Here is a 24597-nt window from a genome sequence, read left to right as displayed (position 1 = left end):
AGTCGACGGTGGCCGAAGGAAACGTTTTTACCTTTTGGGGTAGATGCGACTGGGGGTCGGCTCCGCTGCTTTCTGGGTGGCGGAGCCGACAGGCCGGAATGGTCTTCTGGGCTTCACGTCCGGGGCTTGGCCGGTTTCGCGGACGCCTTGATCCACCACAACCCGAGGATCGGCAGGATCACCGGCACGAAGCCGTAGCCCTGGCCGAAGTGCGACCACACGGTCGGCTCGGGGAACAGCTCCGGTGCGAACAGGCTGACGGTTCCCACCACGATCACACCGACGAGTTCGACCATGCACGAGATCGTGGCGATCCGCCGGGACGTCCTCGTTCCTTTGATCAGGCACACCAACGCGACGATGTAGATCACCGCGGCCAGGGCGGACAGCAGGTACGCCAGTGGCGCCCGGTCGAAGCGGGACGCGATCTGGACCGCTGAGCGGGCCGTCGCCGCGATCACGAAGATCGCGTACACCGCGATCAGGATGCGGCCCGGCCCGGACCTTGTGGCCTCGCGAAGGTCAGCCATGGCCGTCCCAGATCTGCCGCAGCCGGAGGATGAGGATCGGGATGGACAGGCAGCCGATCACCAGAACCCCTGAGCCCCAACGACTGCGCTCAGCCGCTGCCCAGTAGGCCGACAGCGGCAGGATCACGACCGGGCCTGCGAGGTAGCTGATGAACGTCAGCTTGTCGACCACGCGGTCGGTCGTGAACAGGTTGACCAGGCCGGTGACCAGCTGGCCGATCAGCGCGAGCTCCAGCACGAGCGCCGCGCCTGCCAGGGCGAGGCCGTACGGCTGGTTCAGCGCGAACCGCTTGTTGAGCACTATCAGTACGACACCCCAGACCGCCAAAGCGATGGCGGCGAAGGTCAGCACGGTGGCGAGCACGTCGACCATCCAGCGAATTCCCTCTCCTCGGCACTCCGCCCGGGCACAGCGTACGGGTTGACACCGGGCCAGCCGGATGCCGCCTACTCGCCCAGCAACTGCTGACGCAGGGTGGCATAGAGCCAATCTCGGTATTTCTCCGGTGACCAGCCGCGCTCGGCCACGAGCATGTGGAAAACCGTCGGGTGGTTGAGCGTCCACAGCAGATCGTTGGCGTCGTCCACGCTCAACCCCGGCCGCAGGCCACCCTTTTCATCCAGCGCGACAACGATCCGGCGCTGGTTGTCATAAAACTCCGCCTGCATCTTCTGCCACAGCTCGGCGATCTCGGGATCGGCCGCCGCCGCCCCGCGGATGACCTCGAGCACGTCAGCGAACCGGACCTTGGTGTGCGCGGTGCAGCAGTACAGGTAGAGCTGCCTGCTGGGATCCGGCTCGTCGATCATCTCGCGGAACCAGTCCCGGTCGGCGACCGGGATCTGCTCGTCGTCGCCGTGCAGGGCGAGGTCCCATACCGACAGCAGCAGCTGCCGTTTGGTGGGAAACGACAAGTACACCGTCTTGGTCGACACGCCAGCCTCGCGCGCGACCACCGGCACGCTTGTCGCGGCGTAGCCCTGTTCCCGGAACAGCCTGCGGGCCGTTTCGAGGATCTCCCGACGGGTCGCTTTCGCCTGCGCTTCGCGCCGAGGCGAGTGGTACGACCGGCCACCAGGGCTGTTCACGCCGACACCCTATCTCGTGACCCATTGACTACATGGCTCGTGTAGTCAATACTCGCCACATGACCTCAAATGATGCGGAACGGATCTGGGCGGCGGGCAATCTCAGAGCCCTCGCGACACACCACACCTCGGCGCACGAGCGAGTGGTTCAGTCAACGGGCGTGAAACCAGGCGACCGCGTGCTCGACGTCGGCGCGGGCACAGGAACCACCACACTCCTCGCGGCGCGCAGCGGCGGCGCGGTCACAGCGATCGACCTGGTCGCCGATTTCCTTGACACCGCACGGGAACGCGCCGCCGCCGAAGGTTTCGAGATCGCCACTGTGGTCGCTGACGCCCAGGATTTACCGTTCGAGGACGGCGAATTCGACGTTGTCGTGTCCACCTTCGCGGTGATGTTCGCGGCTGACGCCAAGAAAGCCGCGGCCGAGTTGCGGAGAGTCTCTTCTGGACGGATCGGCGTGACCTCGTGGACCGCTGACGGCTTTGTCGGTCAGTGCATGGCGACTTTGGCGCGATACCAAACGGGGACGATCGGCACCGAACCGCTCAGGTGGGGTGACGAGGATTTCGTCCGCGAGCTTTTTGGAAACCCAAGACTCACGAAATACACGTCAATGACTCAGCATGAATCCGCGGACAAGGGCGTCGCTTTCCTGCGTCACACACTCGGACCGGTCAAAGCCACTTTCGACGCGCTGGACGCGGATCAGCAGAACACGCTGACCGAGGAACTGAAGGAGGTAATGGCCCGGTTCAACACCGCACGCGACGGATCTGTGGCCACACCAGCGGAATATCTCGAAGTAATCGTCGACTGACTGTTACTTGCCAGGGCGCATATCGCGAGCCCGGGGCACCATCGAAGTATGACGGAGTCCTTGGAGCTCACCGAGACCTTCATCCAGACCCCGCACGAGCTCGAAGCCGAGTTCCGGACAGCCGCACCGGTCCGACCGGTGAAAATACCCAGCGGCATCAACGGCTGGCTGGTGACAAGGCACGAGGACGTCAAGGCCGTGCTGACCGATCCACGGACTCTGTCACTCCACCGAACTGCTCAAGGATATGTTCCCGCGTTCGTCGGCCTTTCATCCCGCGTATCAGGCGTGGCCGCGCTGCGTGCCGATCCGGCCAGGATGCCGGACGCCGTGGAGGAACTGCTGCGGTACGAAAGCCCGCTGCACACCGGCACGCTCAGGTTCACGGCCGAGGACATCGAAATCGGCGGTGTGCCGATCCCTGCCAACGAGTTCGTGTTCGTGTCCCTGTTGTCCGCCAACCGCGACGATGCCGGGTTCGAGGAACCAGACAAGCTCGACATCTCGCGCTCGACGAACGGCCATGTCGCGTTCGGCCATGGCATCCGCCACTGCCTCGGCGCGCCGCTGGCCCGTCTGGAAGGCCGGATCGCGATCGGGCGGGTGCTCGACTTGCACCTCGCCGTCGATCCCGACACGCTCACCTGGCGGACCAGCTCCTTGATGCGCGACCTCGAGGTTCTGCCCGTGCGGACCAAGTGACCACAGCCACGTCCCTGGCTTGTCACAGCGGGCTTGGCTGTGCCGTCCAAGCCTGTGAGAAGAGAAAGGGGACGTCATGCGCAAGATCCTGGTGGTCGGCGGTGGCTACGCCGGCTTCTACACCGCTTGGAAACTCGAGAAGAAGCTGCGTAAGGACGAGGCCGAGCTGATACTCGTCGATCCCCGCCCGTACATGACCTACCAGCCGTTCCTTCCCGAGGTCGCGGCCGGTTCGATCGAGGCGCGACACGCGGCGATCTCGCTGCGCAGGCACCTGCGCCGCACCAAGCTCGTGGCCGGGATGGTGACCCAGATCGACCACGAGAACCGCACAGTCACCGTCTGCCCCATGGACGGGCCGACGTTCGACGTCACCTACGACATCATCGTGGTCACGGCGGGCGCGGTCATCCGGAAGTTCCCGGTGCCGGGCATCGCCGAACACGCGATCGGGCTCAAACACATCGAGGAAGCCGTGGCCATCCGCGACCGGTTGCTGACCGCGTTCGACCGTGCCGCGGTGCTCGAACCGGGCCCGACAAGGCAACGGCTGCTCACGGTCACGTTCGTCGGCGGCGGTTTCACCGGCGTCGAAGGGTTCGCGGAGGTGTTCTCGCTGGCCAAGGCCGTGCTCAAGCGGTACCCGGAGCTGGAGGCGAGCGAGCTGCGGTTCCACCTGGTCGAAGCGGCCGGGCGGATCCTGCCCGAGGTCACCGACCGCCCCGGCTCGTGGGTCGTGCGGTCGTTGGAGAAGCGCGGCGCCCACGTGCACCTGAACACGACGGTTGCGTCCGCTGTGGACGGTCACATCGTGCTGTCGAGCGGCGAGGAATTCGACTCGAACCTGATCGTGTGGACGGCAGGCAACGCGGCGAACCCGGTGGTGCACAAGCACACCGACCTTCCGGTGGACGAGCTCGGCCGGATGATCGTCACCGCGGATCTGCGTATCCCAGGGGTCGAGGACGCGTGGGCAGCGGGCGACAACGCCGCTGTGCCTGACCTTGCGTCGGACAAGCCTGGTGCGCTCACGGTGCCGAACGCTCAGCACGCGTACCGCCAGGGCAAGTTGCTGGCCAAGAACATCGCGAAGTCGTTGCGGGGCCGTAAGCCCAAGGATTACGTGCACCACAGCCTTGGCGCTGTGGCCACACTCGGGATCGGCCGGGGCATCTTCCAGTGGCGGTGGATCGTGATCAAGGGGTTCCTTGCTTGGTTGATGCACCGCGGTTATCACGTCCTTGCCGTGCCGAGTTGGGAACGCAAGGTGCGGGTGCTGGCCGTGTGGCTGACGGCTGTGTTCTACGGCAGGGACATCGTGTCGTTGGCGTCGGTGGAACACCCCCGGCAGGCGTTCATTGCCGGGAGTGACCCAGAGTTCGGGCGTTAGTCAGTCTGTCCTCTGGTGAAGACGCCCGTTGAGGGGTGAAAATCGGTGTTGGCTGCCCGCTGACGTCGTTGTCTCTATGGTCTGTGAAGGCCGTGCGTTAGTCGGACGCTGGGAGCCCTTGGTGGGCCCTTGATTGTTGCTTCGAGCACGCGGATCAGATTCGTTGTTGCCTGGGCTCCCGCGGGTAGCCGCCCCGCCGGACGCTCGGGGAGAGGCCGATGTTGGAGCAGACACAGGACAACGAGGAGATCATCGCGCGGGTGGCCGCGTTGGATATCGGTAAGGCCGAGGTGATGTGTTGTGTCCGGGTGCCCGATGAGGCGCGTCCGGGTAAGCGGCTGCAGGAGGTCCGGCCGTACTCGACGATGACCCGGTCGTTGCTGGTGCTGGCTGATCGGCTGGCCGGGCTGGGCGTGACCCGGGTGGTCATGGAGTCCACATCGGACTATTGGAAGCCGGTGTTCTACCTGTTGGAGGCGCACGGGTTCGAGACCTGGCTGGTCAACGCCCGCGATGTCAAGCATCTGCCCGGCCGGCCGAAGACGGATCGATTGGACGCGGTGTGGTTGTGCAAGGTCGCCGAACGGCAGATGATCCGGCCCAGTTTTGTCCCGCCGTCACCGATCCGCCGGCTACGGGATCTGACCCGGTATCGGCGTGACCTGGTCGAGGTCTGCACCGCGGAGAAGCAGCGGGTGGAAAAGCTCCTGGAAGATGCCCAGATCAAGCTCTCGGTGGTGGTCTCGGACATCTTCGGGGTGTCCGGCCGGGCCATGCTGGCCGCGCTGGTCGCCGGGCAGCGGGACCCGAAGGTACTCGCGCAGCTGGCCCGCACCTCGATGCGGCGCAAGATCGGCAGGCTGGAAGAGGCGTTCACCGGGTTTTTCACCGATCATCACGCGTTCCTGTTGTCGACCATGCTGGCCCGGGTGGATGCCGGGATCGCTGACGTCGCCCGAGTGGATGCCGCGATCGAGGAGTTGATCGCCCCTTTCGCCACAGCGGTCGACCAGCTTGATGAGATCACCGGCGTCGGGCGCACCGCCGCCCAGGTAGCCATCGCCGAGATCGGGCTGGACATGGCACGCTTCCCAACTCCGGGCCACCTGTGTTCCTGGGCCAAGTTCGCTCCCGGGGTGTCGGAGTCGGCCGGCAAGAAGAAAGGCAAAGCTGCCACCGGGCACGGCAACCCTTACCTGGCCCGAATCCTGGGCGAGGCCGCAGTGTCCGCCAGCAGGACCAACACTTTTCTCGGCGAACGCTACCGGCGCATCGCTCGCCGCAGTGGCGCCAAGAAGGCCATCGTCGCGGTCGGCCGTTCCATTCTCGTGATCATGTGGCACCTGTTATCCGACCCCAACGCCCGGTTCCGTGACCTCGGCGCCGACTACTTCGTCCAGCACACCAACACTCAACGCAAGGTCCGCAACCACATCAGCCAACTGGCCGCTCTGGGCTATCGCGTCACCCTCGAACCCGCGGCCTGACAACCCAACTACCAACCCGGCTCCGCTGCGCTACGCCGGGTGCCTTCGGCCTGCCCACTCACCATCGATTTTCGGATCAGCTACGCCAGACCGTGCCTCGGCGCTCGTACTCCATGACGGTCTCGACCTGGGTGGCCAGTTGCGGGCCAAGAAACCGCTCGACCAGCCAGATCGCAGCGTCCAAACCGGACGTGATGCCGCCACAGGTGACGAGGTCGCCGTCGTCGACCACGCGCGCGTTGATCACCGTCGCGCCTTGCGCGGCGAGATCCGCCTTGGCGCCCGCGTGCGTGGTGGCGGACCTGCCTTTGGTGAATCCAGCCGCGGACAAAGCCATCACGCCGGTGCAGACACCGACCGTGACGGCTTCGACAGCCGCGAGGCGTCGCATGAACACCTTGTCCGCCAACAATTTGGCCAGTCCCGATCCCGGTCGGTTGGCAAACCCACCGCCCGGCACCACAAGGATGTCAGCGTCCTGCGGCGACCACCCGCGCGGTACTTCGATGCGCATCCCTTTCGATGCTGTGATCGTGGTGGGCTTGTTGGTCGAGACCAGGGTGGTACGGATGCGGTTGTTGCTCATGTGGCCAGCCATGGCCAGCACGTCAAAGGGTGCGACGAAGTCGAGTTCTTCCGCGCCTTCGTAAGCTAGGACCTGAACACGCAGTGTCGACTGCTCGGCTTCGGCGATCGGCGCGCCCATCGGCATCACGCCCGCGGACAGGGCGGACGCGCGCAGGAAAGTACGGCGTTGCAAGGTCTACCTCCCAGTGAAAGTCCTCTGCCCACTAGTCGGCTGAGACCCGCCGTCGAGTTCCCGAAATCGCCCATGCTTTCGTCGTACGTAGCTGGGGTGTGACAGCATCCGCTCGGGTGGGTACTCCGCAGTCATGGCACAGATGACGTTGACCTCAGTCGTCCTTGACGCACCCGACGCGGGTGACCTGGCCGAGTTCTACCGTGAACTGCTCGGCTGGGAAGTGATCGAGCGGGAGAAGACCTGGGTCACGATCAGGCCGAAGGGCGGCGGCACCGGGCTGTCGTTCCAGACCGAGGAGCTCTACGAACGGCCAGCATGGCCAGCTCATCCAGGACAGCAACTGATGATGTTGCACCTGGACATCGCGGTCGACGATCTCGAAGCCGCCAGCGCACACGCCTTGACAACCGGCGCCGTGCTCGCCGACTACCAGCCACAGGACAAGGTCCGTGTCTTTCTCGATCCGGCCGGGCATCCCTTCTGTCTGTACATCCCTGACTGAGTTCGCGTGCTGTCGTTCACGCTGCTGTGGACGGCAGGTGAACGACAGCAGCGGCAGCCGTCGATCACACGCACCTACGCCACCACCTCGACTGACCGGAACCGGCCTGCCCCACACCGAGTGGGCAAGGCTCCCAGCTACGCATGCCGTGGCCGCGGGCACGAGCCGCCGCTCAACCATGGACGGCTCGCTGGTTTAACGTTCTATCATTGCCGCGAACCAGCATCCCACCGCAGCGGATGAAGTCAAGGGGACATTCGTGTCAACCAGAACCACGATTCACGACGTCGCCCGCGAAGCAGGCGTCTCACACCAGACGGTGTCGAACGTCCTGCGCTCGACCGGGCGCGTGGGTTCGGCGACTCGCGAACGAGTCCTCGCCGCCATCGACAGCCTGAACTACCGGCCGCATTCCGGCGCGGCCAGCCTGCGGACCAGGCGCAGCGGAAGCCTCGCGTACCCCATCTCGGCCGGGGATTTCCCAACCGGCAAAACGATCATGCTCGAATTCATGTCGGCGCTGACGTCAGCGGCCGGGGCGCGGGGTCATCATCTCGTCCTAACACCCGGTGAAACCGACGAATTGCTGCAAGCAGGTGTCGCGGACGCGGTCATCCTCGCCAACATCGAGCCGAACGACGTCCGCGTGAAAACGTTGGCAGCACGCGGGGTTCCCTTCGCGTGCTTCGGCCGGACAGCACCTGAACAGCCGCAGAACTGGGTCGACATCGACAACCAAGCCGCGATCCACGCGGTGACAACGTACTTGATCGAGCAGGGCCACAAACGCCTTGCGTTCTTCGGATACGCGCCGCAGGGAAGCTGGGACGTGTCCCGCGAAACCGGATTCCGTGCGGCAGTAACCGAATCCGGCCTTCCTGCCAGGGTCGTGAGCCCATCGCCGGAACCTCGGCACGTCTCGGCCGCGCTCGACGTCCTGCTGGACGACCCGCCGACAGCCGTCGTGACCGGCAGTGATGTCCTTGCCAGCGCGGTCTATTCGGCCGCGGCCCAGCGCGGAATCCTTGTCGGAAGCGATCTTGCGGTGACCGGGTTCGACGGCAGCATGGTCGGAAAGCTTCTCACCCCGACGTTGACGACGTTGTCCATCCCCATTGGATACATCGCTGACACCCTTGTAGCCCGCGCGGTCGCGGAGATCGCCGGCCCGACAAGCGATCCCGGCGAACTCGTGATGCCGGAACTCGTGCACGGCGACAGCGCGTGAGTTAACACGTTCGCGTGCTGTGGCGACACTTCGGCAAGGAGGATGCGATGAAGGTCTTCGTTTCGTCGGAGCACGAAGAACTGCCTGCCATGGTGCACGCCCTTGGCCACCAGATCTCGCCATTGGCGTACGCCGACGTGTACCTGTTCACCAGCCGCGGCGCTGATCAGAACTTCGACGAGGCCACCCGGCTCGGCATTCCGATCATCGGGTTCCGCCAGGCAGGAGCGGCGGGCAACGGCCAGTTCGCCGAGTTCAGCTCGGTCCCTGACCTGCTCGTGAAGGTCGTCACGGCACTGCGAAACGTTCCGGCCAAGCGTGAACCACTTGTGTGGCAACCTTTGTCGAGAGTGCGCAGCCACAGCGGGCTGCTGATGTCGCAGGAGCAGTGGTCACGCGTCACGTTGGCGCTGCACGTGATCCAAGTCAACGCGCTCAAGTACACCGCTGCGCAGGTGCGCGACCTTCCTGACCGCATGGTCCGCGCCATCAGGGAGTCCGGACTCGTCGCCGACGCCGACGAGCTTGTCCAGCGCATCGAGTACTACGAGACGACCGTGTCATGTCCCAGCGCGCTGGCCGAGCCAGGCGGATTCGGCGGAGCACGAATGGCTGTCAACGCCGACATGGCCGCGTGGGAGATCCTGCCAACCGGTGGCCGGGCGCACATCGCGTTCATCGACGAGGACTCCGCGACAGCGATCCTGACCAGGCTGGTCGGCCTGATCGGCCGGTTGACCACCAATACCGAGCAGGTCGTACCGGTCGTCGAGCTCAAGCCGTTGAAGAACCTCGGGCTCGGCGATCCCGCGACCATGTTCGCCTTGGAAAACTTCCCAAGACCCCATCAGTGGAACCATGATTCGATCACCTCGAACGGCGACGAGGCACTGACAGCGCCCGCGCTCGCCACGAACGCGCCCGAGGTAGCACGGGAGCTGGCACTGCAACTGCTCGACCGGCTCCGCCGTACCGAGAACTGGCGCCGCTACTAGGCTGCTGGTCCCTCCTTGATCATCCTCCGAATCGGGTCAGGAGGCCTGCCACCACCTCAGCCGGGTTTCACGATGTTGAAACGTCGACATGGGAGCCGCCGTCGCGTGGCGCTGACACGGCGTTCATCCTCAAGGCAACCCGTCAGTAATTGTTAGGAAAGTTTCCTATCAGTATTGACCTGCTCGCTGTGACCGTGTCACGCTCATCGGAAACCGCCGCCCTGCACTCGGAGGTTTCCGCCCATGTCCCGAACCAGGGGCACGATTCTGGTCACCGCGACGGTGTTCGCCGCGTTAGTCGGTGTCACCCCTGCCGCGCAGGCAGCGCCGCAGCTGACCGCCAAGTTCACCCAGACCTCGGTATGGGACAGCGGTTACGGCGCCACGTACACGCTGACCAACAGCGGTGACACCGCGACCACGACGTGGACTCTCGAATTCGATCTGCCTGCCGGGAGCAGGGTCAGCAGCTCGTGGAGCTCGGTGCGGACCCAGACCGGCCAGCACTACAAGTTCACCAACGCCACACATAACGGCGATATCGCTCCTGGCGCGAGCGAAAGCTTCGGCTTCAACGTCGCAGGTCTCGGCACTCCCCTTGGCTGCACGGTGAACGGCGTCGCATGCGGCGCTCCCCCGCCCGTCGACAACCAGGCCCCGACCGTCCCTGGCAACCTGCGGTCAACCGGTGTGACGTCGAGTTCGGTGTCCTTGGAATGGGGCGCGTCCACGGACAACGTGGGCGTGACCGAATACCAGGTCCTGCAAGGAAACACTGTCGTGGCAACGTCCTCGACGACGTCCACAGCAGTCACCGGGCTCTCGGCCGACACCTCGTACACGTTCAGCGTCCGTGCACGCGATGCCGCCGGGAACACGTCCGCAGCGAGCTCGCCGGTCACCGTCAAGACCTCGTCGGGCGGCGGTGGCGGCCCGGTTGTCGACGTCAGCACTGCCGCGCAACTGCAGGCTGCGCTGGCCAACGCAGCCCCTGGCCAGACAATCAAGCTCGCGGCCGGGACGTACCGTGGATCGTTCCTGACGACCAAGCCAGGAACCTCGGCTCAGCCCATCACGTTGACCGGACCGCGAAACGCCGTTCTGATCAACGATGGTCCATCCGGTGAGGCGCCGTCCTGCCCGGCGCCGACCGCGGGCTGGGATTCCGGCTACGGGCTTTGGCTGTACAACGCGCCTTACTGGAACCTGACCGGCTTCACCGTTGCCGAGTCCAAAAAGGGCATTGTGATCGACAATTCCCACCACGCCGTGGTTTCCAGTGTGTACGTGCACCATGTGGACGAGGAAGCCGTGCACTTCAGGAAGTCCTCAGGCGACAGTGTGATCCGTGACTCGGTGATCACCGACACTGGTCTGGTTCAGCAGGGCTACGGTGAAGGCGTCTACATTGGTTCGGCGGGCTCGAACTGGGCGTGCCACGGCAACAACGGCGGCGTGGACAAGGCCGACCGTGTCCAGGTGCTGAGCAACACGATCGGCCCGAACATCGCGGCGGAACCGATTGATGTCAAGGAAGGCACCGCGAACGGCGTGATCCGCGGCAACACGTTCAACGGACGCGGGATCAGCGGCCAGAACTCAGCCGACTCTTGGGTCGACGTGAAGGGAACCGGGTACCTGATCGAGAACAACACCGGCACCTTCAGCAGCCCCGGCACCTTCGCCAACGGCTACGAAACCCACAATCCAAGCACGACACCGGCATTCGCCAACGGATGCGGCAACACGTGGCGTAACAACAAATCGGACCTCGGTGGAGCGGGCGAGTACGCCATCAAGATCACCTCGGTCTCGCAGTGCGCCGCGAATCCCAACGTGGTGTACGCCTCCAACACAGCGACGAACGCACCCAAGGGCCTCACCAACATCCCGGTGACGCCGTAAAGCAGCAGACGGCGCCTGGTGCTCCTGCTCACCCAGGCGCCGTCTGTTCTCATCAGACGGTCAGCTGCCAGACCTTGCCGTTGCCGGACCAGTCGGAAACCAACGCTTTCCCGTTGGGCTCAAGGCTGAAGTCGATAGCGTTGACCCCACGAAGCTCACCGAGCACAGTGTCCTGCTGAGTCCGGGGATCCACGTGGTGCAACAGGAATCCCGCCTCGATGAAGTAGACCGTGCCGTCGCCGAGGACGCCGACGTGCGTCGGATCGTAGGCTCCCTTGAGCAGGTCCTTTGTCGAGCCGGTGACAAGATCGACCTGCTTGATTTTGCCGCCAAGGTCTGCGACATACGCTGTCGTGCCGTGGATGGCGACGTCCATGCCCATGCCGATGGAGTTGCTGACCACCCGTGTGGCGGTGCCGATCTCGTACAAGCTGTTGCCACCAACGACATACGTCAGCTCTTGATGCCTGGCGACACCCTGCAAGGAGACGTTCAGACCACTGGCGATGACCTGACGTGCCCCGGTCGCCGGGTCGACCTTGAGGACCGTGCCGTTGAACTCGGCCACGTAGACACCGGTCGCGTCGGCGGCAATACCCCGCAGATTGCCGAGACCGCTGGCCACAACGGCCTTGGTGTTCACCTTGATCAGGTTGCCGTCCCAGGTGGTGGCGTACGCGTTGCCCTGACCATCACTGCCGACACCGTGCAAGGCGTGGCTTGTGTTGGTAGCGATGTTGACGCAGGTGGTGGATGGACAGGTGATCGCGGTGGCCGCGGTCGCGGGTGCCGCGACCGCGAGAGTCAGGGCCGCGGTTGCCAGGCCGAGTGCAGCGAGTCTCATCGAGTTCCGTCCGTTGATTGAACATCGGTCAGCGATCACTTACGCCCGCAGGTCACGACCGGTTCACGGCACTGGCGACATCTCGCCACAGCGGCGACAATGTCCCGATGACCGGGTTAGCAGACCTGATTGAGGCGGAGCGCGTCGAACACATCGAATTCCTCCGCACATTGATGCCCGCGGAATGGGAAACACAGTCCCTGTGTTCCGAGTGGACAGTGCAGGAAGTCGCCGCTCACATCGCCTGGGCACCGGCCGCATCGCCCATCGAGACCATGAAGTTCATGGCGCGCAGCGGGTTCCGTGTGAACAAAGGGAATGCGGAGGCCGCACGGCACTGGGCTCGCCAAGGCCCGGAGGCGATCCTGGACCAGCTGGTCGTGACGGCCGAGAAGGGCCTGCGGCCGATGGGCACTCCGGAGGCGGCCGCTTTGGCGGACGCGGTCGTGCACGCCATTGACATCCGCAGGCCGCTGGGCAAGTCGACGGCGCTGAACCCGGAGAGCTTCCGTCTGGTCGCGGAGTTCTTCGCCAAGGCACGGTGGCCGTTGACAATCATGACCAATCCTCGGAAAGACAAAGGCCTGCGACTGGTCGCCACCGATGTGGAGTGGTCCAACGGCACCGGGCCGGAGGTGCATGGAAGGGCGGAGGCCCTGCTCATGCTGCTGACAGGAAGGACAGTGGAGGCGGCTGAGTTCACGGGACCGGGGGCCGCACAGCTAGGTCAATAGTCCCTTCGAGACTCCTTCCCACCCCCAAGATGCACACGTTCGCCTTGCGGTCCGAAAAGGATCAACAGCTCGACGGGCCGATCGTCGTCCGGTATCAGGCAATGTGGGACGTGCGTGTCGAACTCCGCAACCTCCCCCGGCTTGAACACGTGATAGTGATCGGCCAGCAGCAACCGCAACCGCCCATCCAACACATAGAGCCACTCGTAGCCTTCATGTGTCCGCAGCTCCGGCTGGTAGCTTTTCGGCCTCGGCGGGATGACCAGCTTGAACGACTGAATGCCACCCGGGCGCTTGCTCAACGGCACGAACGTCATCCCGTGCCGCTTCACCGGCCGTAGGTGCACACGCGGATCACCCATCGCAGGCGCACCGACCAACTCGTCGAGCGGGACGCCATAGGCCCTGGCCAGCGGCAACAACAACTCAAGGTTCGGCCGCCTGCTGCCGCTCTCCAACCGGGACAGGGTGCTCTGGGAAATGCCGGTCGCCGCGGACAGGCCGGCGAGCGTGATGTCACGCTGTTTCCGCAGGCTACGCAGCTTCGGACCGACCGCGTCCAGCACGTCACGCAGTTCATCCATCCCTAGAATTTGCCGGATCGGCATGGAACTTTGCAAGTCCGGCAAGTCCCGGGCGACGCTCAGATCATGAACGCACGCACTTACTGGGAGAACCGCTACAACGGCGATCGGCGTTGGAAGGGCACGCCCAACCCCCTTCTGGTTGCCACCGTCTCAGGTGAAAAGCCTGGTCGGGCGCTGGATCTGGGCTGCGGTGAAGGTGGCGACGCCGTGTGGCTGGCACGCGAAGGCTGGCAGGTCACCGCGGTCGACATCGCCGAGTCGGCCTTGCGCCGCACCATCGAGCACGCCGAAGCCAATGGCGTCCACGTCACCACCGAGCGCCATGATCTCGGCGAAACCTTTCCCGGCGGCCCATTCGACCTGATCAACGCGCAGTACCTGCTGACACCGTTCGACTTCGACCGGGCTGCCGCGTTGCGCGAGGCCGCCGGAGCATTGGCGCAAGGAGGACTGCTGTTGATCGTCGACCATGGATCGTTGCACCCGTGGTCAACCGCACCGGCCGACACTTATTTCCCTACACCGCAGGAGGTTTACGACGGGCTCGGGCTGGACCCGTCGCGGTGGCAACCCGAACGTCTGGAAGCACCCCAGCGCGAAGCCAAGGGCCCGAATGGACAGATTGCCACCGTGACCGACACCGTCGTCGCGGTGCGATCCCGCGCTTGACCTGGGGAGGGCTCCCGGGCCGGCTGTTTAGGCTCGACGAGCGATCGTGGGAGGAGCTGTGCAGTGGGTGACGAATCGTTGTTCTACCGGCCGAAAAGCCCGCTGTTGAGCACGATCAACACGTACCTTGGCGGGCCGACGCCTGCCCGCAAGGATGACCCGGCTGTCCGGTTCGGACCTGACGGGATCGAGTATCACCAGTCGTACGGCCATGGAGTGACTGTTCGGCTTGGGTGGCAGGAAGTTCACGCGGTCGCCGTCCTTCCCGGACCGGTCCATGGCCGTCAGGCGTTGTGCGTGTATCCGTTTCGTCAGATGCCGGAACCCGAGGGTTCCGGGCCAGGTCTCCTACTCAGGTTCAGGTCGTTGTTCGGCACGCCACTCGCAGTGCATTGGCATCACGTGCGAGGTCCATCGTTGGCGAAACTCGACAGCCACCTGTCGGCGTGGACCGACGGGCGGATCGCGCTGACATCGGAACGCCCGTCTGAGGCACAGTGATCACGCGGAGTTTCTCGTGGTCAGGGACACCGATAGCACCAACTGCCGCTCTGTTGGCTCCTCGCCTGCCAGCAACTGCAGCAGCATCCGGATCATCTCGCCGACCTGCTCAGCCGGATCCTGATGCACCGACGTCAGCTCCAAGCTCGGCGCCACACGCGGATTGTCGTCAAACCCAACGACTGCGACATCATCGGGAACCCTGCGGCCCGCGGACCGCAGGGCCCCGATCGCTCCTGCCGCCATCGGGTCGGAAGCCGCGAACACCGCGTCCAGGTCGGGCACGCGCTCCAGGAGGCACTGCATCGCCACATCACCGCCCTCTTGGGTGAAGTCCGCGGCCTCGGCCATCCCAGCCGGATCCATCCCTGCAGCGGCAACGGTTTCCTGCCATCCGGCCAGACGGTCCCTTGCAGACCGTTGGTCTTGCGGCCCGGCCACAGTGACAATCCGCTTACGCCCCTTGCCCAGCAGATGTTCGACGGCCAGTCGGGCACCGGACCTGTTGTCATAGTCCACTGTGTATAGGCCGCTGATCACCGAGGATCCACCGAACACCACCGGAACGCGCAACAAGCGCAACGCAGTCGCAAGTGGATCGCCGATGTGTGGTGCGAACACCAGCACTCCGTCGACGTGCCCGCCGTCCAAGAACTTCATCGTTCGCGGGATGTCCTCACGACTGTCCACAAACATCACGATCATCTGACTGCCCAATGTGGCCAGTTCCCGGAACGCGGCCCGCATCACGATCAGGTAGTACGGATCATCCAGCACCATCGACTCGGGCTCTGACAACAACAGGGCCACCGCGCCGGTACGTTTCGTGACCAGCGACCGGGCGGCCTGATTCGGCGAATAGCCCAGGTCATGGACCGCCGCGAGGACCTTCTCGCGAGCTTGCGGGCTGACGTAGATCTCCTCGTTCAACGCGCGCGACACCGTCGAACGGGACACGCCCGCGTATGCCGCGACGTCCTCCAACGTCGGGCGCCCACCTTGATCCGGCACCCCGAGCCTCCCATCAGCAGTTCCCACCAGACTAATACGGCGTTGTGGGAGCGCTCCCGGATACCTGGGCCTTGACATGCGTCAGCACAAGGACCACACTCGCCGCACATCTGGGAGCGCTCCCAGACATCCCGTCCACTGAGGGGCACCAAGTGCGAAGAACAGTCATCAGCGCCGCCGCCTTGGCACTGTTAGCCGGCTGCGGCGGGTCGAGCGAAACTCCGCCGCAGGCATCGAGCGGCCCGATCGAGTTGACGATCGCCACGTTCACCGAGTTCGGCTACGAGGACCTGATCAGCCAATACGAGGCCACGCACCCGGGTATCAAGATCACCCACCGGAAGACCGGCCAGGGCGGGCCGTACCACCAGGAGATGCTCACCAAGCTGAGCGCCGGATCCGGCCTCGCCGACGTCCAGGCCCTGGAAGAGGGCCACATCTCGACGTTCATCGACAAGGCCGACAAGTTCAACGACCTTGCCGAGATCGGCCCGGAGGACCTGCGGTCCAGGTGGCTGCCGTGGAAGTACGAAACGGGTAAGGCCAAGGACGGCAAGCTGATCGGCTACGGCACCGACATCGGCCCGCTCGCCATGTGCGTGCGCACGGACCTGTTGCAGGCAGCCAACATGCCGACCGAACCAGCGAAACTCAAGGAAATGCTTGCCACGTGGGACTCGTACTTCGCAGCGGGTGACCAGTACACGAAGGCGACCGGCAAGGCCTGGTTCGACTCGTCGTCACAGATCTTCAACGCGATGGTCAACCAGCTGGACACCGGCTACATCAACCGGGACGACAGCCTGGCGATCGAAGCCAATCCCAAGATCAAGGAAAGCTGGGACAAGGTGACCGCGGCGGCCAAGCGTGGCCAGACCGCGAAACTGACGGCGTTCTCCAACGAGTGGAACAGCGGCTTCAAGCAGGGCGCGTTCGCCACGAAGACCTGCCCATCCTGGATGCTCGGCGTGATCAAGGCCCAGGCAGGCCCAGAGAACGCGGGCAAGTGGGCGGTCGTGGAGGCCTTCCCGGAGGGCGGCGGAAACTGGGGCGGCTCGTATCTGACCGTGCCAAAGCAAAGCAAGCATCCGAAGGAAGCCGCCGAACTCGCGGCCTGGCTGACCGCCCCGGAACAGCAACTCAAGGCGTTCAAGGCAACCGGCAATTTCCCGAGCCAGGTCAAAGCGATCGAGTCACCCGAGCTGCTGTCGTTCACCAACGACTACTTCGGCGCGACGAAGGTCGGCGAACTGTTCGCCAACCAGGCGAAGAAAGTCACCAAGGCACAGTACAAAGGAGCACGGGACGGGCAGATCCAGGAGAACGTGACCAGCCCCGCGCTGGCGGCCGTCGAGCAGGGTGCTTCGCCAGAAGACGGCTGGAAGCAGGCGGTCGACGGCGCGAAGAAGCTGGTCAGGTAGCGATGTCACAGACGACGGCGCGATCAGCACCGTCCACAGCAGACATCGCGACCGTCCCGCCACGGCGGTGGGTGCCGTGGCGGGACCGGCTGTCGCGATTGGACGTCAAAGCATCGCCGTATCTCTACATCGCACCGTTCTTTGCGGTGTTCGCTGTGGTCGGCCTGTTCCCCTTGCTGTACACGGGATACGTCTCGATGTTCAACTGGGAACTCGGCGACTCGAACCCGGCATTCATCGGAATGGACAACTACATCGAGCTGTTCGGCGACGACCAGTTCTACCGGACGCTGACCAACACGGTCAGCATCTTCCTGTTGTCCAGCGGGCCGCAGATCGTGATCGCGGTGTTGTTGGCGGCCTTGCTGAACGCAAGGTTGCGGATGCCAACCGCCTGGCGGGTAGGCGTTTTGCTGCCTTATGCGGCGTCGCTGGTCGCGATCGGGATCATCTTCGCGAACCTGTTCGGACCAAACTACGGCTTGGTCAACTCACTGTTCGAGCTGCTAGGTCTCGACCGAATCGACTGGCAAGCCAACCGCTTCGCCAGCCACATAGCCATCGCGATCATGGTCAACTGGCGCTGGACCGGGTACAACGCGCTGATCATTTTGGCGGCGATGAAGGCGATCCCGCGTGAGATCTACGAAGCAGCCGTTGTCGACAGGGCTTCGCCGATCCGGCGGTTCTTCTCGATCACACTGCCGCTGCTACGGCCGACGCTGATCTTCGTCGTGGTCACATCGACCATAGGTGGACTGCAGATCTTCACCGAGCCGAAGCTGTTCGACGCCATGCCAGGATCAAACAACGGCGGCTCAACGAACCAGTTCCAGACGGTGACGTTGTACATGTACCAAACTGCGTTTGAAAGCCAGCATTTCGGCTACGCGTCGGCGATGGCATGGGTGTTGTTCCTGGTGATCCTGGTGATCGCCTCGCTGAACTTCCTGCTGACCAGAAGGTTGGCACGATGAAGCGAGCTGGGTTCTGGATTTATGGCTTGCTGGGCGCCTTCGTGCTCGGATCCGCGTTTCCTTTCTATTGGTCGTACCTGGTGGCCAGCCGGGACAGCGGCATGCTCACCGAGCGACTGCCTCCGCTGATCCCCGGTGGCAACTTCTTGGCGAACGCGCAACGCGTGTTCGACTCCGTTGAGTTCTGGAAGGCGCTGGTCAACAGTGTGATCGTGGCGGGATCGGTGACTTTCTCGACCGTGTTCTTCTCGACACTCGCTGGGTTCGCGTTCGCCAAACTCCGGTTCCGCGGCCGCGATCCGCTGTTCCTGTTCATCGTCGCGACCCTCGCCGTGCCGACGCAGCTCGGCATCATTCCGCTGTACATGTCCATGGCGGACTTTGGTTGGGTTGGCGGGTTGTGGGCGGTGATGGTGCCCAATTTGGTGACTGCGCTTGGGGTTTTCTGGATGCGGCAGTACACAGTGGATGCTGTGCCGTTCGAACTCGTTGAGGCGGCTCGGATGGACGGTTGCAGCATGATCCGGGTGTACTGGCATGTCTGCCTGCCCGCTGTTCGTCCCGCTGCCGCCTTCCTTGGGATGTTCACGTTCATGACCGCATGGAACGACTTCCTGTGGCCGTTGATCGTGCTGGATGCGGGTAATCCGACTGTCCAGGTCGCACTGGAGAAGCTGCAAAGCGGCTACTACATCGACTATTCCCTGGTGCTCGCTGGGACGACGCTGGCGACCATTCCCATCTTGATCGTTTTCGTCGCACTCGGCAGACAGATCGTCGCCGGGATCATGCAGGGTGCTGTGAAGGGATGAACCGTGACGTTTCCTGACGGATTCGTGTGGGGTGCCGCGACAGCGGCGTTTCAGGTCGAAGGCGCGACCACATCGGACGGTCGTGTGCCGTCCATCTGGGACACCTTCTGTCGTGTGCCTGGCGCCGTAAACAATGGCGACACCGGGGATGTGGCCGCTGATCACTACCGGCGGATGGTTCAGGATGTCCGGTTGATGTCCGAGCTCGGCCTGCAGGCATACCGGTTTTCCATCGCATGGCCGCGAATGGAAGACCTGGGCTTCTACGACCGGCTTGTGGACACTTTGCTGGACAACGACATCGAGCCGTGGGCAACGCTGTACCACTGGGACCTGCCACAGTCTCTTGAGGACACCGGCGGGTGGGCCAATCGCGATACCGCGTATCACTTCGGCGAGTACGCCGAAAAGGTCGCCCGCCTGTTGGGTGATCGTGTGCGGAACTGGATCACGCTGAACGAGCCGTGGTGTTCGGCTTTCCTTGGTTACGCCTCGGGGATCCACGCTCCTGGGAGGACCGAACCGAACGCTGCGGTCGCCGCCGCCCATCACCTGTTGCTAGGGCACGGGATCGCGATGCACGCGATCCGGTCGTTCTCGCCCTCAGCACAGGCCGGGATCACGTTGAACTTGTTCCCAGTGCGCGCTGCCGATCCAGCGGACGACGCGGTCAGGCGGATCGACGGACTGCAGAACCGGATGTTCCTCGATCCAGTGCTGCACGGCACGTATCCGGTAGACGTGTTGACCGACCTGGCGCCTTACGGGCTGCCGGAGACGATCAAACCCGGCGACCTTGGGCTGATCGGTCAACCCGTGGATTTGCTTGGCATCAACTACTACCGCGATCTCTACGTACGGTCCGGCTTGAAGGTGCGACTGCCTTCGCCCTGGGTTGGCTCTGAGCATGTCGAGTTCCCTGATCGCGGGCTTCCGCAGACCGACAGCGGCTGGGACATCGTGCCTTCCGGACTGACGGATCTGCTGGTCCGCCTTCAGCGTGACTACCCGGGGATCCCTCTCTACATCACGGAAAATGGTGCCGCCTTCCCCGGCATCGACGACACCAACCGTGTCTCCTTCCTCGATTCTCACCTGCGAGCCGCGCTTGATGCGATCCATCGGGGTGTCGATCTGCGCGGGTACTTCCTGTGGTCGCTTGTGGACAACTTCGAGTGGGCCGAGGGTTACGCCAAGCGATTCGGCATGGTCCATGTCGACTTCACCACCCAGGTCCGTACCGCGAAAACCAGCGCCCACTGGTACGCCCAGGTCATCAGCGCCAATGCCCTCGTGAGTGGTTATGCCGGTTAGAACCAGCATAACCACTCACGAGGGTTTAGCTGGGGTTGAAGCGTTTGATGTGGGCGGCTATCTCGGCGCTGTGGTCTTCCAGCGCGAAATGGCCTGTGTCGAGGAGGTTGAAGTCGATCTGCTTGAGGTCCTTTGCGAACGGATGAGCGCCCTCTGCCGGGAAGATGATGTCGTTCTGGCCCCAGACAACGAGTGTCGGAGGCTGGTTGGTCCGGAAGTACTCCTGCCACTGTGGGTAGAGCTCAAGGTTGGTGCGGTAGTCGTAGAGCAGGTCGACCATCGCTTCCTTGTTGCCCTCGCGATTGAGCAACGCTTCCTGCAGCAGCCAGCTGTCCGGGTTGATTCGGGCTGGGTCGGTCACGCCGTGAATGTAGTTCCACCGCAAGGCTTCTGACGACATCGCGGCTTCGGCGATCTTCGCGCGGTTCTCGTCGGATGGGTCTTTCCAGAGTTCGCGTGCCTGGCCCCAGAAGCTGTCCGGCAGGCCTTCCTCGTACGCGTTGGCGTTCTGCACCACCAGGAACGTCACGCGTTCGGGGTGCCTGTGTGCGAGCCGGAATCCGACCGGGCCGCCAAAGTCCTGCATGTACAGCCCGTACTTGGTGATCCCGATAGCCTCGGTGAAATGCTCGATGACGTCCGCGAGCCGGTCGAACGTGTAGGAGAAGTTGGTGGGTGCGGCGCTGTGGCCGAAGCCTGGATAGTCGGGCGCGACCACGTGGAATTCGTCTTCGAGCAGCGTGATCAGCTCGCGGTACATAAAGGACGAGGCCGGAAACCCGTGCAGCAGAAGAAGAGTTGGCCGCTCGGGATCGCCTGCCTGGCGGTAGAAGATCTCCAGGCCGTCGATCATGATCGTGCGGTAGTGGGTCATGTTTTCCCTTGTTGTGTCAATGCCCAGAAAACGAGCGCTGTCAGGCATATTCCGGCACCGAGGAGGCATACTCCGGTCCAACCGGCGTGCGTGTAGACGAGAGTGGACACAATGGCACCGAGGGCGCTGCCGATGGAGTAGAACACCATGTATCCGGCGGTCAGGCGGCTTTGGGCTTCGGGTCGTGTCCGGTAGATGAGGCTCTGGTTGGCGACGTGCACGGACTGCAGCCCAAAGTCGATCGTAAGCACACCGATGACCAAGCCCCACAACGACTGCGGCAACATCGCGATCGGTATCCAGGAAAGGAGCATCACCGCCAGGCCGATGCCCGTGACACGCTGCCCGTGCCCCCCATCCGAGAGTCGCCCCGCCCGGGACGCACCGAGCGCGCCGATCACGCCCGCGAGTCCAAACAGGCCAGTTTCGGTCGTCGACAGGTTGTACGGCGGCGCGCTGAGTGGCAGCACCATCGGGGTCGTGAGCACCGTGAACGCCATGAAGATCAACAGTGCGAGGACGGCTCGTGTCCTGAGGATGGGCACTTCGGCGAACAACGTGAACACCGATCCGATGAGCTTCGGATAGGACATGCGCTCGCGTGTTTCCCCGGCCAGCTTGGCGTACAGCAGTCCTGCGGTTCCGAGGGCTGCTGCGGCAGCCAGGAGATAGACCGCTCGCCAACCCGCGATGTCGGCGACAGCGCCTGACACCGCGCGTGCCAACAGGATTCCGATGATGATTCCGCTCGTGACGACGCCTACGACCCGGCCGCGCTCCCCCGGATTTGCCATGCTGGCCGCGTAGGCGACTTGGACCTGCGTCACGACCGCTAGCGCACCGACCGCGGTCAACCCGCCGAGGAGCATCGGTGCGGTTGGCGCTGCCGCGACTGCAATGAGGGCTACGGCCGAAAGCAGCGTTTGCCCGACGATAAGGCTTCGACGATTCAGCAGGTCACCGAGCGGGACGATGAGCAGCAGGCCGAGGCCGTAGCCAACCTGGGTGACCGTGCCGATCACACCGGCTGTCGCGTGGCTCATCCCCAGGTCAGCGCTAACGACTTCGAGCAGCGGCTGTGCGTAGTAGACGTTGGCGACCGCCAGCCCGCACGCGACTGCGAACAGCATGGGACTCGCCCGCGTGCTTGTCTTCATCACACCCCCTGGTTTCAACTTGCAACCAGCATTGCATAGTGCGGTTTCATTGTGCAACCACTATCGTTTTAAAGTGAAACCACGAGAGGCGGTGCCCATGCCCAAGCGAACCAGTCATGAGGACGCGACCTGTCCCGTCGCCCGTCCACTGGACGCATTGGGCGACGGCTGGTCCCTGCTGATCATCAGGGACGCGTTCGACGGCCTGCGCAGGTTCGGCGAGTTCCAGAAAAACCTGGGTCTCGCCAAGAACATCCTGTCCGCGCGCCTGCACAACCTTGTCGCGCATGGGATCCTGCACACCGTCCCAGCCAGCGACGGCAGTCCGTATCAGGAGTACGTGCTCACGGAGAAAGGTCGCGGTCTGTTCCCCGTGCTCGTCGCATTGCGACAGTGGAGCGAGGAGCACCTGTTCGAGCCAGCGGAAACCCGCACCCGCCTGATCGACAAGGAAAACCGTCAACCGGTCGCGAAGGTGAAGATCCTGTCGCAGGACGGCAGGCCTCTGACGCCCGAAGACACGACAATCACCAAGCGCCGAGGCGACGAGTAAACCCGCCGATAGTTTCGAAAGACCGGCCATCCACTTTCGCTGACCGCTGATCCGGCTGGCGTAGACTCCCCGCATGCCTGGCAAAGCGCGCAAGGTGACGATTGCCGACATCGCCACGGAAGCCGGGGTCTCGGTTCCGACAGTTTCGAAGGTGATGAACGGACGACCGGACGTCGCCGCCGCTACCCGGCAGCGGGTCGAGGAGATCATCCGCAAGCACGGCTACCAGCGCCGGACCGACGAGCGGTACCGAAAGTCGAACCTGCTCGAGCTGATGTTCCACGAACTGGAGAGCTCGTGGGCCCTGGAAATCATCCGTGGCGTCCAGAAAGTCGCCGTCGAGAACGGCATGGCAGTCGTCCTGTCCGAGTCGCAGGGCCTGCTGCGGCCGGGGCAGAGTTGGCTGGAGAACGTACTGGCCCGTCGTCCAGTCGGGGTGATCGCGGTGTTCTCCGACCTTGGCGCGGACCAGCTCGCCAAACTGCGTGCCCGCGACATCCCGGTCGTGGTGGTCGATCCGGTCGGTGAACCAACGGGGCAGACGCACTCCGTCGGCGCGACCAACTGGCAGGGTGGTCTGACTGCGACCCGACACCTTATCGACTTGGGGCACAAGCGGATCGCGATGATCGGCGGGCCACCGAACGTCCTTTGCAGCCGGGCCAGAGTGGACGGTTACCGGGCCGCGCTGGAAACCGCGGGCTTGACCGTTGACCCGGATCTGGTGCGGTACGGAGATTTCCACGTCGAGGCCGGGCACAAACAAATGCTTGCTTTACTCGCGCTGGACAACCGGCCGACCGCTGTGTTCGCGGGCAGTGATCTGCAGGCCGTTGGCGTGTACGAGGCCGCGCGGGCGGCCGGGCTGCGGATCCCGGAAGATCTCAGTGTTATCGGCTTCGACGACCTGCCTGTGGCCAGGTGGGTCGGGCCGCCGCTGACCACAGTCCGCCAGCCCCTGCGGGAGATGGCCGCCGCCGGTGCCCGGATGGCGATCACCCTGACAGGCGGCGGACAGGTCGAGCATCATCGGGTCGAGCTGGCGACGAGCCTTGTCGTGCGATCCAGCACCGCCGCGTACATCAGAAAGTAGCTCAGGGATTGCGTCGGGACGGCACGGGTGTCGGACACATTTGCGCGGCGCTCGGAGCAATCGTGACGACTGGCGTCGGTGTGGTGCATGGCAGCGGTGGCGGTGGCGGATTCTCGCCGCCAAAGGACATTATTGCCACCAAGACCGCGGCAACGGCTGCGGCCCCGGCCAAAGCGAACGGAACGACCCGCCGAGTCACCACCGGCGGCCGGACCGCCAGCGGAGCGATCGACGAAGCGAGCGGAAATGGTCCTGATGGCTCCAAGGTGAATTCACGCTCGTCAGCCAGAAATCGCCGGAACGTCTCCAGCGCTAGTTCCCGCGACCGCGACAGGTCCACTTCGGACGGTTGATCGATCGTGCCGTGTGGACTGACGAAGCCGTACATCAGGTGCAGGGGCCTGCTGTGCTCGTCCCTCGGTGCCTCAGCCGCATCGATGTCCGAGCCGGTCACGGTGTGCTCAGCCCAGACGACCGCCAACCCTTTGACGTTCGCGACTTGGCCGCCCGTCCCCGCGATTTCTTCCAGCAGCCCGTATTCCCGCGTCTTGATCAGGAAATCGGGCGCCAGCCGGACGGTGTAGCCGCTCTGCCGACCCCTCGCCACCAGAAACGGCCAGCCCTGCGCGGCGGCCATG

At 64.0% G+C, this 24597-nt stretch carries 27 protein-coding genes; 17 read left to right on the top strand and 10 right to left on the bottom strand.

Annotation, left to right across the window (positions count from 1 at the left end; all coding sequences use genetic code 11):
• Positions 1-113: 113 nt before the first annotated feature.
• The 3 genes from LWC34_RS47500 to LWC34_RS47490 all read right to left on the bottom strand — a co-directional run bounded on the left by LWC34_RS47500 (position 114) and on the right by LWC34_RS47490 (position 1619).
• Positions 114-530 (bottom strand): hypothetical protein, encoded by a 417-nt coding sequence (locus LWC34_RS47500; protein ID WP_233732150.1) that lies wholly within the window; start codon positions 528-530, stop codon positions 114-116.
• Positions 523-903 carry a hypothetical protein gene (locus tag LWC34_RS47495; protein WP_233732147.1) on the bottom strand — a complete coding sequence of 127 codons (381 nt, stop codon included), beginning with the start codon at positions 901-903 and terminating at the stop codon, positions 523-525. The genes LWC34_RS47500 and LWC34_RS47495 overlap by 8 nt, the downstream gene beginning before the upstream one ends.
• Before the next feature lie 74 nt (positions 904-977).
• Positions 978-1619, bottom strand: a complete 642-nt coding sequence (locus LWC34_RS47490) for a TetR/AcrR family transcriptional regulator (protein WP_233732146.1) — start codon at positions 1617-1619, stop codon at positions 978-980.
• A 59-nt stretch (positions 1620-1678) separates the two neighbouring features.
• Between LWC34_RS47490 and LWC34_RS47485 the strand changes: the two genes are divergently transcribed.
• The 4 genes from LWC34_RS47485 (at position 1679) to LWC34_RS47470 (ending at position 6019) form a co-directional block, all read left to right on the top strand.
• Positions 1679-2440 carry a class I SAM-dependent methyltransferase gene (locus LWC34_RS47485; protein WP_233732136.1) on the top strand — a complete coding sequence of 254 codons (762 nt, stop codon included), beginning with the start codon at positions 1679-1681 and terminating at the stop codon, positions 2438-2440.
• 48 nt (positions 2441-2488) lie between these two features.
• Positions 2489-3142: a cytochrome P450 gene (locus LWC34_RS59205; protein ID WP_233732135.1), complete on the top strand. Its 654-nt coding sequence runs from the start codon at positions 2489-2491 to the stop codon at positions 3140-3142.
• 76 nt (positions 3143-3218) lie between these two features.
• Positions 3219-4532: an NAD(P)/FAD-dependent oxidoreductase gene (locus LWC34_RS47475; RefSeq protein ID WP_233732130.1), complete on the top strand. Its 1314-nt coding sequence runs from the start codon at positions 3219-3221 to the stop codon at positions 4530-4532.
• A gap of 218 nt (positions 4533-4750) precedes the next feature.
• Positions 4751-6019: an IS110 family RNA-guided transposase gene (locus LWC34_RS47470; protein WP_233723845.1), complete on the top strand. Its 1269-nt coding sequence runs from the start codon at positions 4751-4753 to the stop codon at positions 6017-6019.
• A gap of 76 nt (positions 6020-6095) precedes the next feature.
• Here the strand turns inward: LWC34_RS47470 and LWC34_RS47465 are convergent, their stop codons facing one another.
• Positions 6096-6779: a DJ-1/PfpI family protein gene (locus tag LWC34_RS47465; RefSeq protein ID WP_233732128.1), complete on the bottom strand. Its 684-nt coding sequence runs from the start codon at positions 6777-6779 to the stop codon at positions 6096-6098.
• 142 nt (positions 6780-6921) lie between these two features.
• Between LWC34_RS47465 and LWC34_RS47460 the strand changes: the two genes are divergently transcribed.
• The 4 genes from LWC34_RS47460 to LWC34_RS47445 all read left to right on the top strand — a co-directional run bounded on the left by LWC34_RS47460 (position 6922) and on the right by LWC34_RS47445 (position 11412).
• Positions 6922-7284: a VOC family protein gene (locus LWC34_RS47460; RefSeq protein ID WP_233734102.1), complete on the top strand. Its 363-nt coding sequence runs from the start codon at positions 6922-6924 to the stop codon at positions 7282-7284.
• Positions 7285-7543: 259 nt separating this feature from the next.
• Positions 7544-8512 carry a LacI family DNA-binding transcriptional regulator gene (locus LWC34_RS47455; RefSeq protein ID WP_233732123.1) on the top strand — a complete coding sequence of 323 codons (969 nt, stop codon included), beginning with the start codon at positions 7544-7546 and terminating at the stop codon, positions 8510-8512.
• A 47-nt stretch (positions 8513-8559) separates the two neighbouring features.
• Positions 8560-9507, top strand: a complete 948-nt coding sequence (locus LWC34_RS47450; RefSeq protein WP_233732119.1) for a hypothetical protein — start codon at positions 8560-8562, stop codon at positions 9505-9507.
• Between the two features lie 243 nt (positions 9508-9750).
• Positions 9751-11412 carry a cellulose binding domain-containing protein gene (locus LWC34_RS47445; RefSeq protein ID WP_233732115.1) on the top strand — a complete coding sequence of 554 codons (1662 nt, stop codon included), beginning with the start codon at positions 9751-9753 and terminating at the stop codon, positions 11410-11412.
• A gap of 52 nt (positions 11413-11464) precedes the next feature.
• Here LWC34_RS47445 and LWC34_RS47440 read toward each other — a convergent pair whose 3' ends face one another.
• Positions 11465-12256: an NHL repeat-containing protein gene (locus LWC34_RS47440; protein ID WP_233732113.1), complete on the bottom strand. Its 792-nt coding sequence runs from the start codon at positions 12254-12256 to the stop codon at positions 11465-11467.
• Between the two features lie 107 nt (positions 12257-12363).
• Between LWC34_RS47440 and LWC34_RS47435 the strand changes: the two genes are divergently transcribed.
• Entirely contained in the window at positions 12364-12990 is a 627-nt protein-coding gene (locus LWC34_RS47435) for a maleylpyruvate isomerase family mycothiol-dependent enzyme (RefSeq protein WP_233732111.1), read from the top strand.
• Here the strand turns inward: LWC34_RS47435 and LWC34_RS47430 are convergent.
• Positions 12984-13574: a helix-turn-helix domain-containing protein gene (locus tag LWC34_RS47430; RefSeq protein ID WP_233732109.1), complete on the bottom strand. Its 591-nt coding sequence runs from the start codon at positions 13572-13574 to the stop codon at positions 12984-12986. The two genes, LWC34_RS47435 and LWC34_RS47430, sit on opposite strands and share 7 nt — an antisense overlap.
• Before the next feature lie 66 nt (positions 13575-13640).
• On the opposite strand from LWC34_RS47430, the gene LWC34_RS47425 reads away from it, so the two are divergent.
• Both LWC34_RS47425 and LWC34_RS47420 read left to right on the top strand, forming a co-directional pair.
• A complete protein-coding gene (locus LWC34_RS47425; RefSeq protein ID WP_233732107.1) occupies positions 13641-14246 on the top strand; it encodes a class I SAM-dependent methyltransferase in 606 nt (201 codons plus the stop codon).
• A 63-nt stretch (positions 14247-14309) separates the two neighbouring features.
• Complete coding sequence (locus LWC34_RS47420) at positions 14310-14747, top strand: hypothetical protein (RefSeq protein ID WP_233732106.1); 438 nt, start codon at positions 14310-14312, stop codon at positions 14745-14747.
• Here the strand turns inward: LWC34_RS47420 and LWC34_RS47415 are convergent, their stop codons facing one another.
• Positions 14748-15758, bottom strand: coding sequence for a LacI family DNA-binding transcriptional regulator (locus tag LWC34_RS47415; protein WP_233732104.1), 1011 nt, complete (start codon positions 15756-15758; stop codon positions 14748-14750).
• A gap of 152 nt (positions 15759-15910) precedes the next feature.
• On the opposite strand from LWC34_RS47415, the gene LWC34_RS47410 reads away from it, so the two are divergent.
• Genes LWC34_RS47410 through LWC34_RS47395 form a run of 4 tightly spaced genes read left to right on the top strand, consistent with a single transcriptional unit; the run spans position 15911 to position 20282 of the window.
• Positions 15911-17179: an ABC transporter substrate-binding protein gene (locus tag LWC34_RS47410; RefSeq protein ID WP_372496794.1), complete on the top strand. Its 1269-nt coding sequence runs from the start codon at positions 15911-15913 to the stop codon at positions 17177-17179.
• Between the two features lie 2 nt (positions 17180-17181).
• Complete coding sequence (locus LWC34_RS47405) at positions 17182-18156, top strand: carbohydrate ABC transporter permease (RefSeq protein WP_233732101.1); 975 nt, start codon at positions 17182-17184, stop codon at positions 18154-18156.
• Positions 18153-18968: a carbohydrate ABC transporter permease gene (locus tag LWC34_RS47400; protein WP_233732099.1), complete on the top strand. Its 816-nt coding sequence runs from the start codon at positions 18153-18155 to the stop codon at positions 18966-18968. The genes LWC34_RS47405 and LWC34_RS47400 overlap by 4 nt, the downstream gene beginning before the upstream one ends.
• 3 nt (positions 18969-18971) lie before the next feature.
• Complete coding sequence (locus LWC34_RS47395; protein WP_233732097.1) at positions 18972-20282, top strand: GH1 family beta-glucosidase; 1311 nt, start codon at positions 18972-18974, stop codon at positions 20280-20282.
• A gap of 25 nt (positions 20283-20307) precedes the next feature.
• On the opposite strand, the gene LWC34_RS47390 is transcribed toward LWC34_RS47395, so the two are convergent.
• Together LWC34_RS47390 and LWC34_RS47385 are read right to left on the bottom strand one after the other, a co-directional pair.
• The gene (locus LWC34_RS47390; RefSeq protein ID WP_233732092.1) at positions 20308-21156 is read right to left on the bottom strand and encodes an alpha/beta fold hydrolase; all 849 of its coding nucleotides are present in this window, start codon (positions 21154-21156) and stop codon (positions 20308-20310) included.
• The gene (locus LWC34_RS47385) at positions 21153-22313 is read right to left on the bottom strand and encodes an MFS transporter (protein ID WP_233732090.1); all 1161 of its coding nucleotides are present in this window, start codon (positions 22311-22313) and stop codon (positions 21153-21155) included. The genes LWC34_RS47390 and LWC34_RS47385 overlap by 4 nt, the downstream gene beginning before the upstream one ends.
• Before the next feature lie 73 nt (positions 22314-22386).
• Here LWC34_RS47385 and LWC34_RS47380 point away from each other — a divergent pair, with 73 nt between their 5' ends.
• Together LWC34_RS47380 and LWC34_RS47375 are read left to right on the top strand one after the other, a co-directional pair.
• Positions 22387-22866: a winged helix-turn-helix transcriptional regulator gene (locus LWC34_RS47380; protein ID WP_372496793.1), complete on the top strand. Its 480-nt coding sequence runs from the start codon at positions 22387-22389 to the stop codon at positions 22864-22866.
• 73 nt (positions 22867-22939) lie between these two features.
• The gene (locus LWC34_RS47375; RefSeq protein ID WP_233732088.1) at positions 22940-23959 is read left to right on the top strand and encodes a LacI family DNA-binding transcriptional regulator; all 1020 of its coding nucleotides are present in this window, start codon (positions 22940-22942) and stop codon (positions 23957-23959) included.
• 1 nt (position 23960) lies between these two features.
• On the opposite strand, the gene LWC34_RS47370 is transcribed toward LWC34_RS47375, so the two are convergent.
• Positions 23961-24596 (bottom strand): hypothetical protein, encoded by a 636-nt coding sequence (locus LWC34_RS47370; RefSeq protein WP_233732087.1) that lies wholly within the window; start codon positions 24594-24596, stop codon positions 23961-23963.
• Position 24597 lies beyond the last annotated feature (1 nt).

Origin of the sequence: Kibdelosporangium philippinense (assembly GCF_021390435.2) — a bacterium.
Classification (GTDB): domain Bacteria; phylum Actinomycetota; class Actinomycetes; order Mycobacteriales; family Pseudonocardiaceae; genus Kibdelosporangium; species Kibdelosporangium philippinense.
Note: the sequence above shows the minus strand (reverse complement) of the source record. Positions and strands in the feature narration are given on the sequence as shown.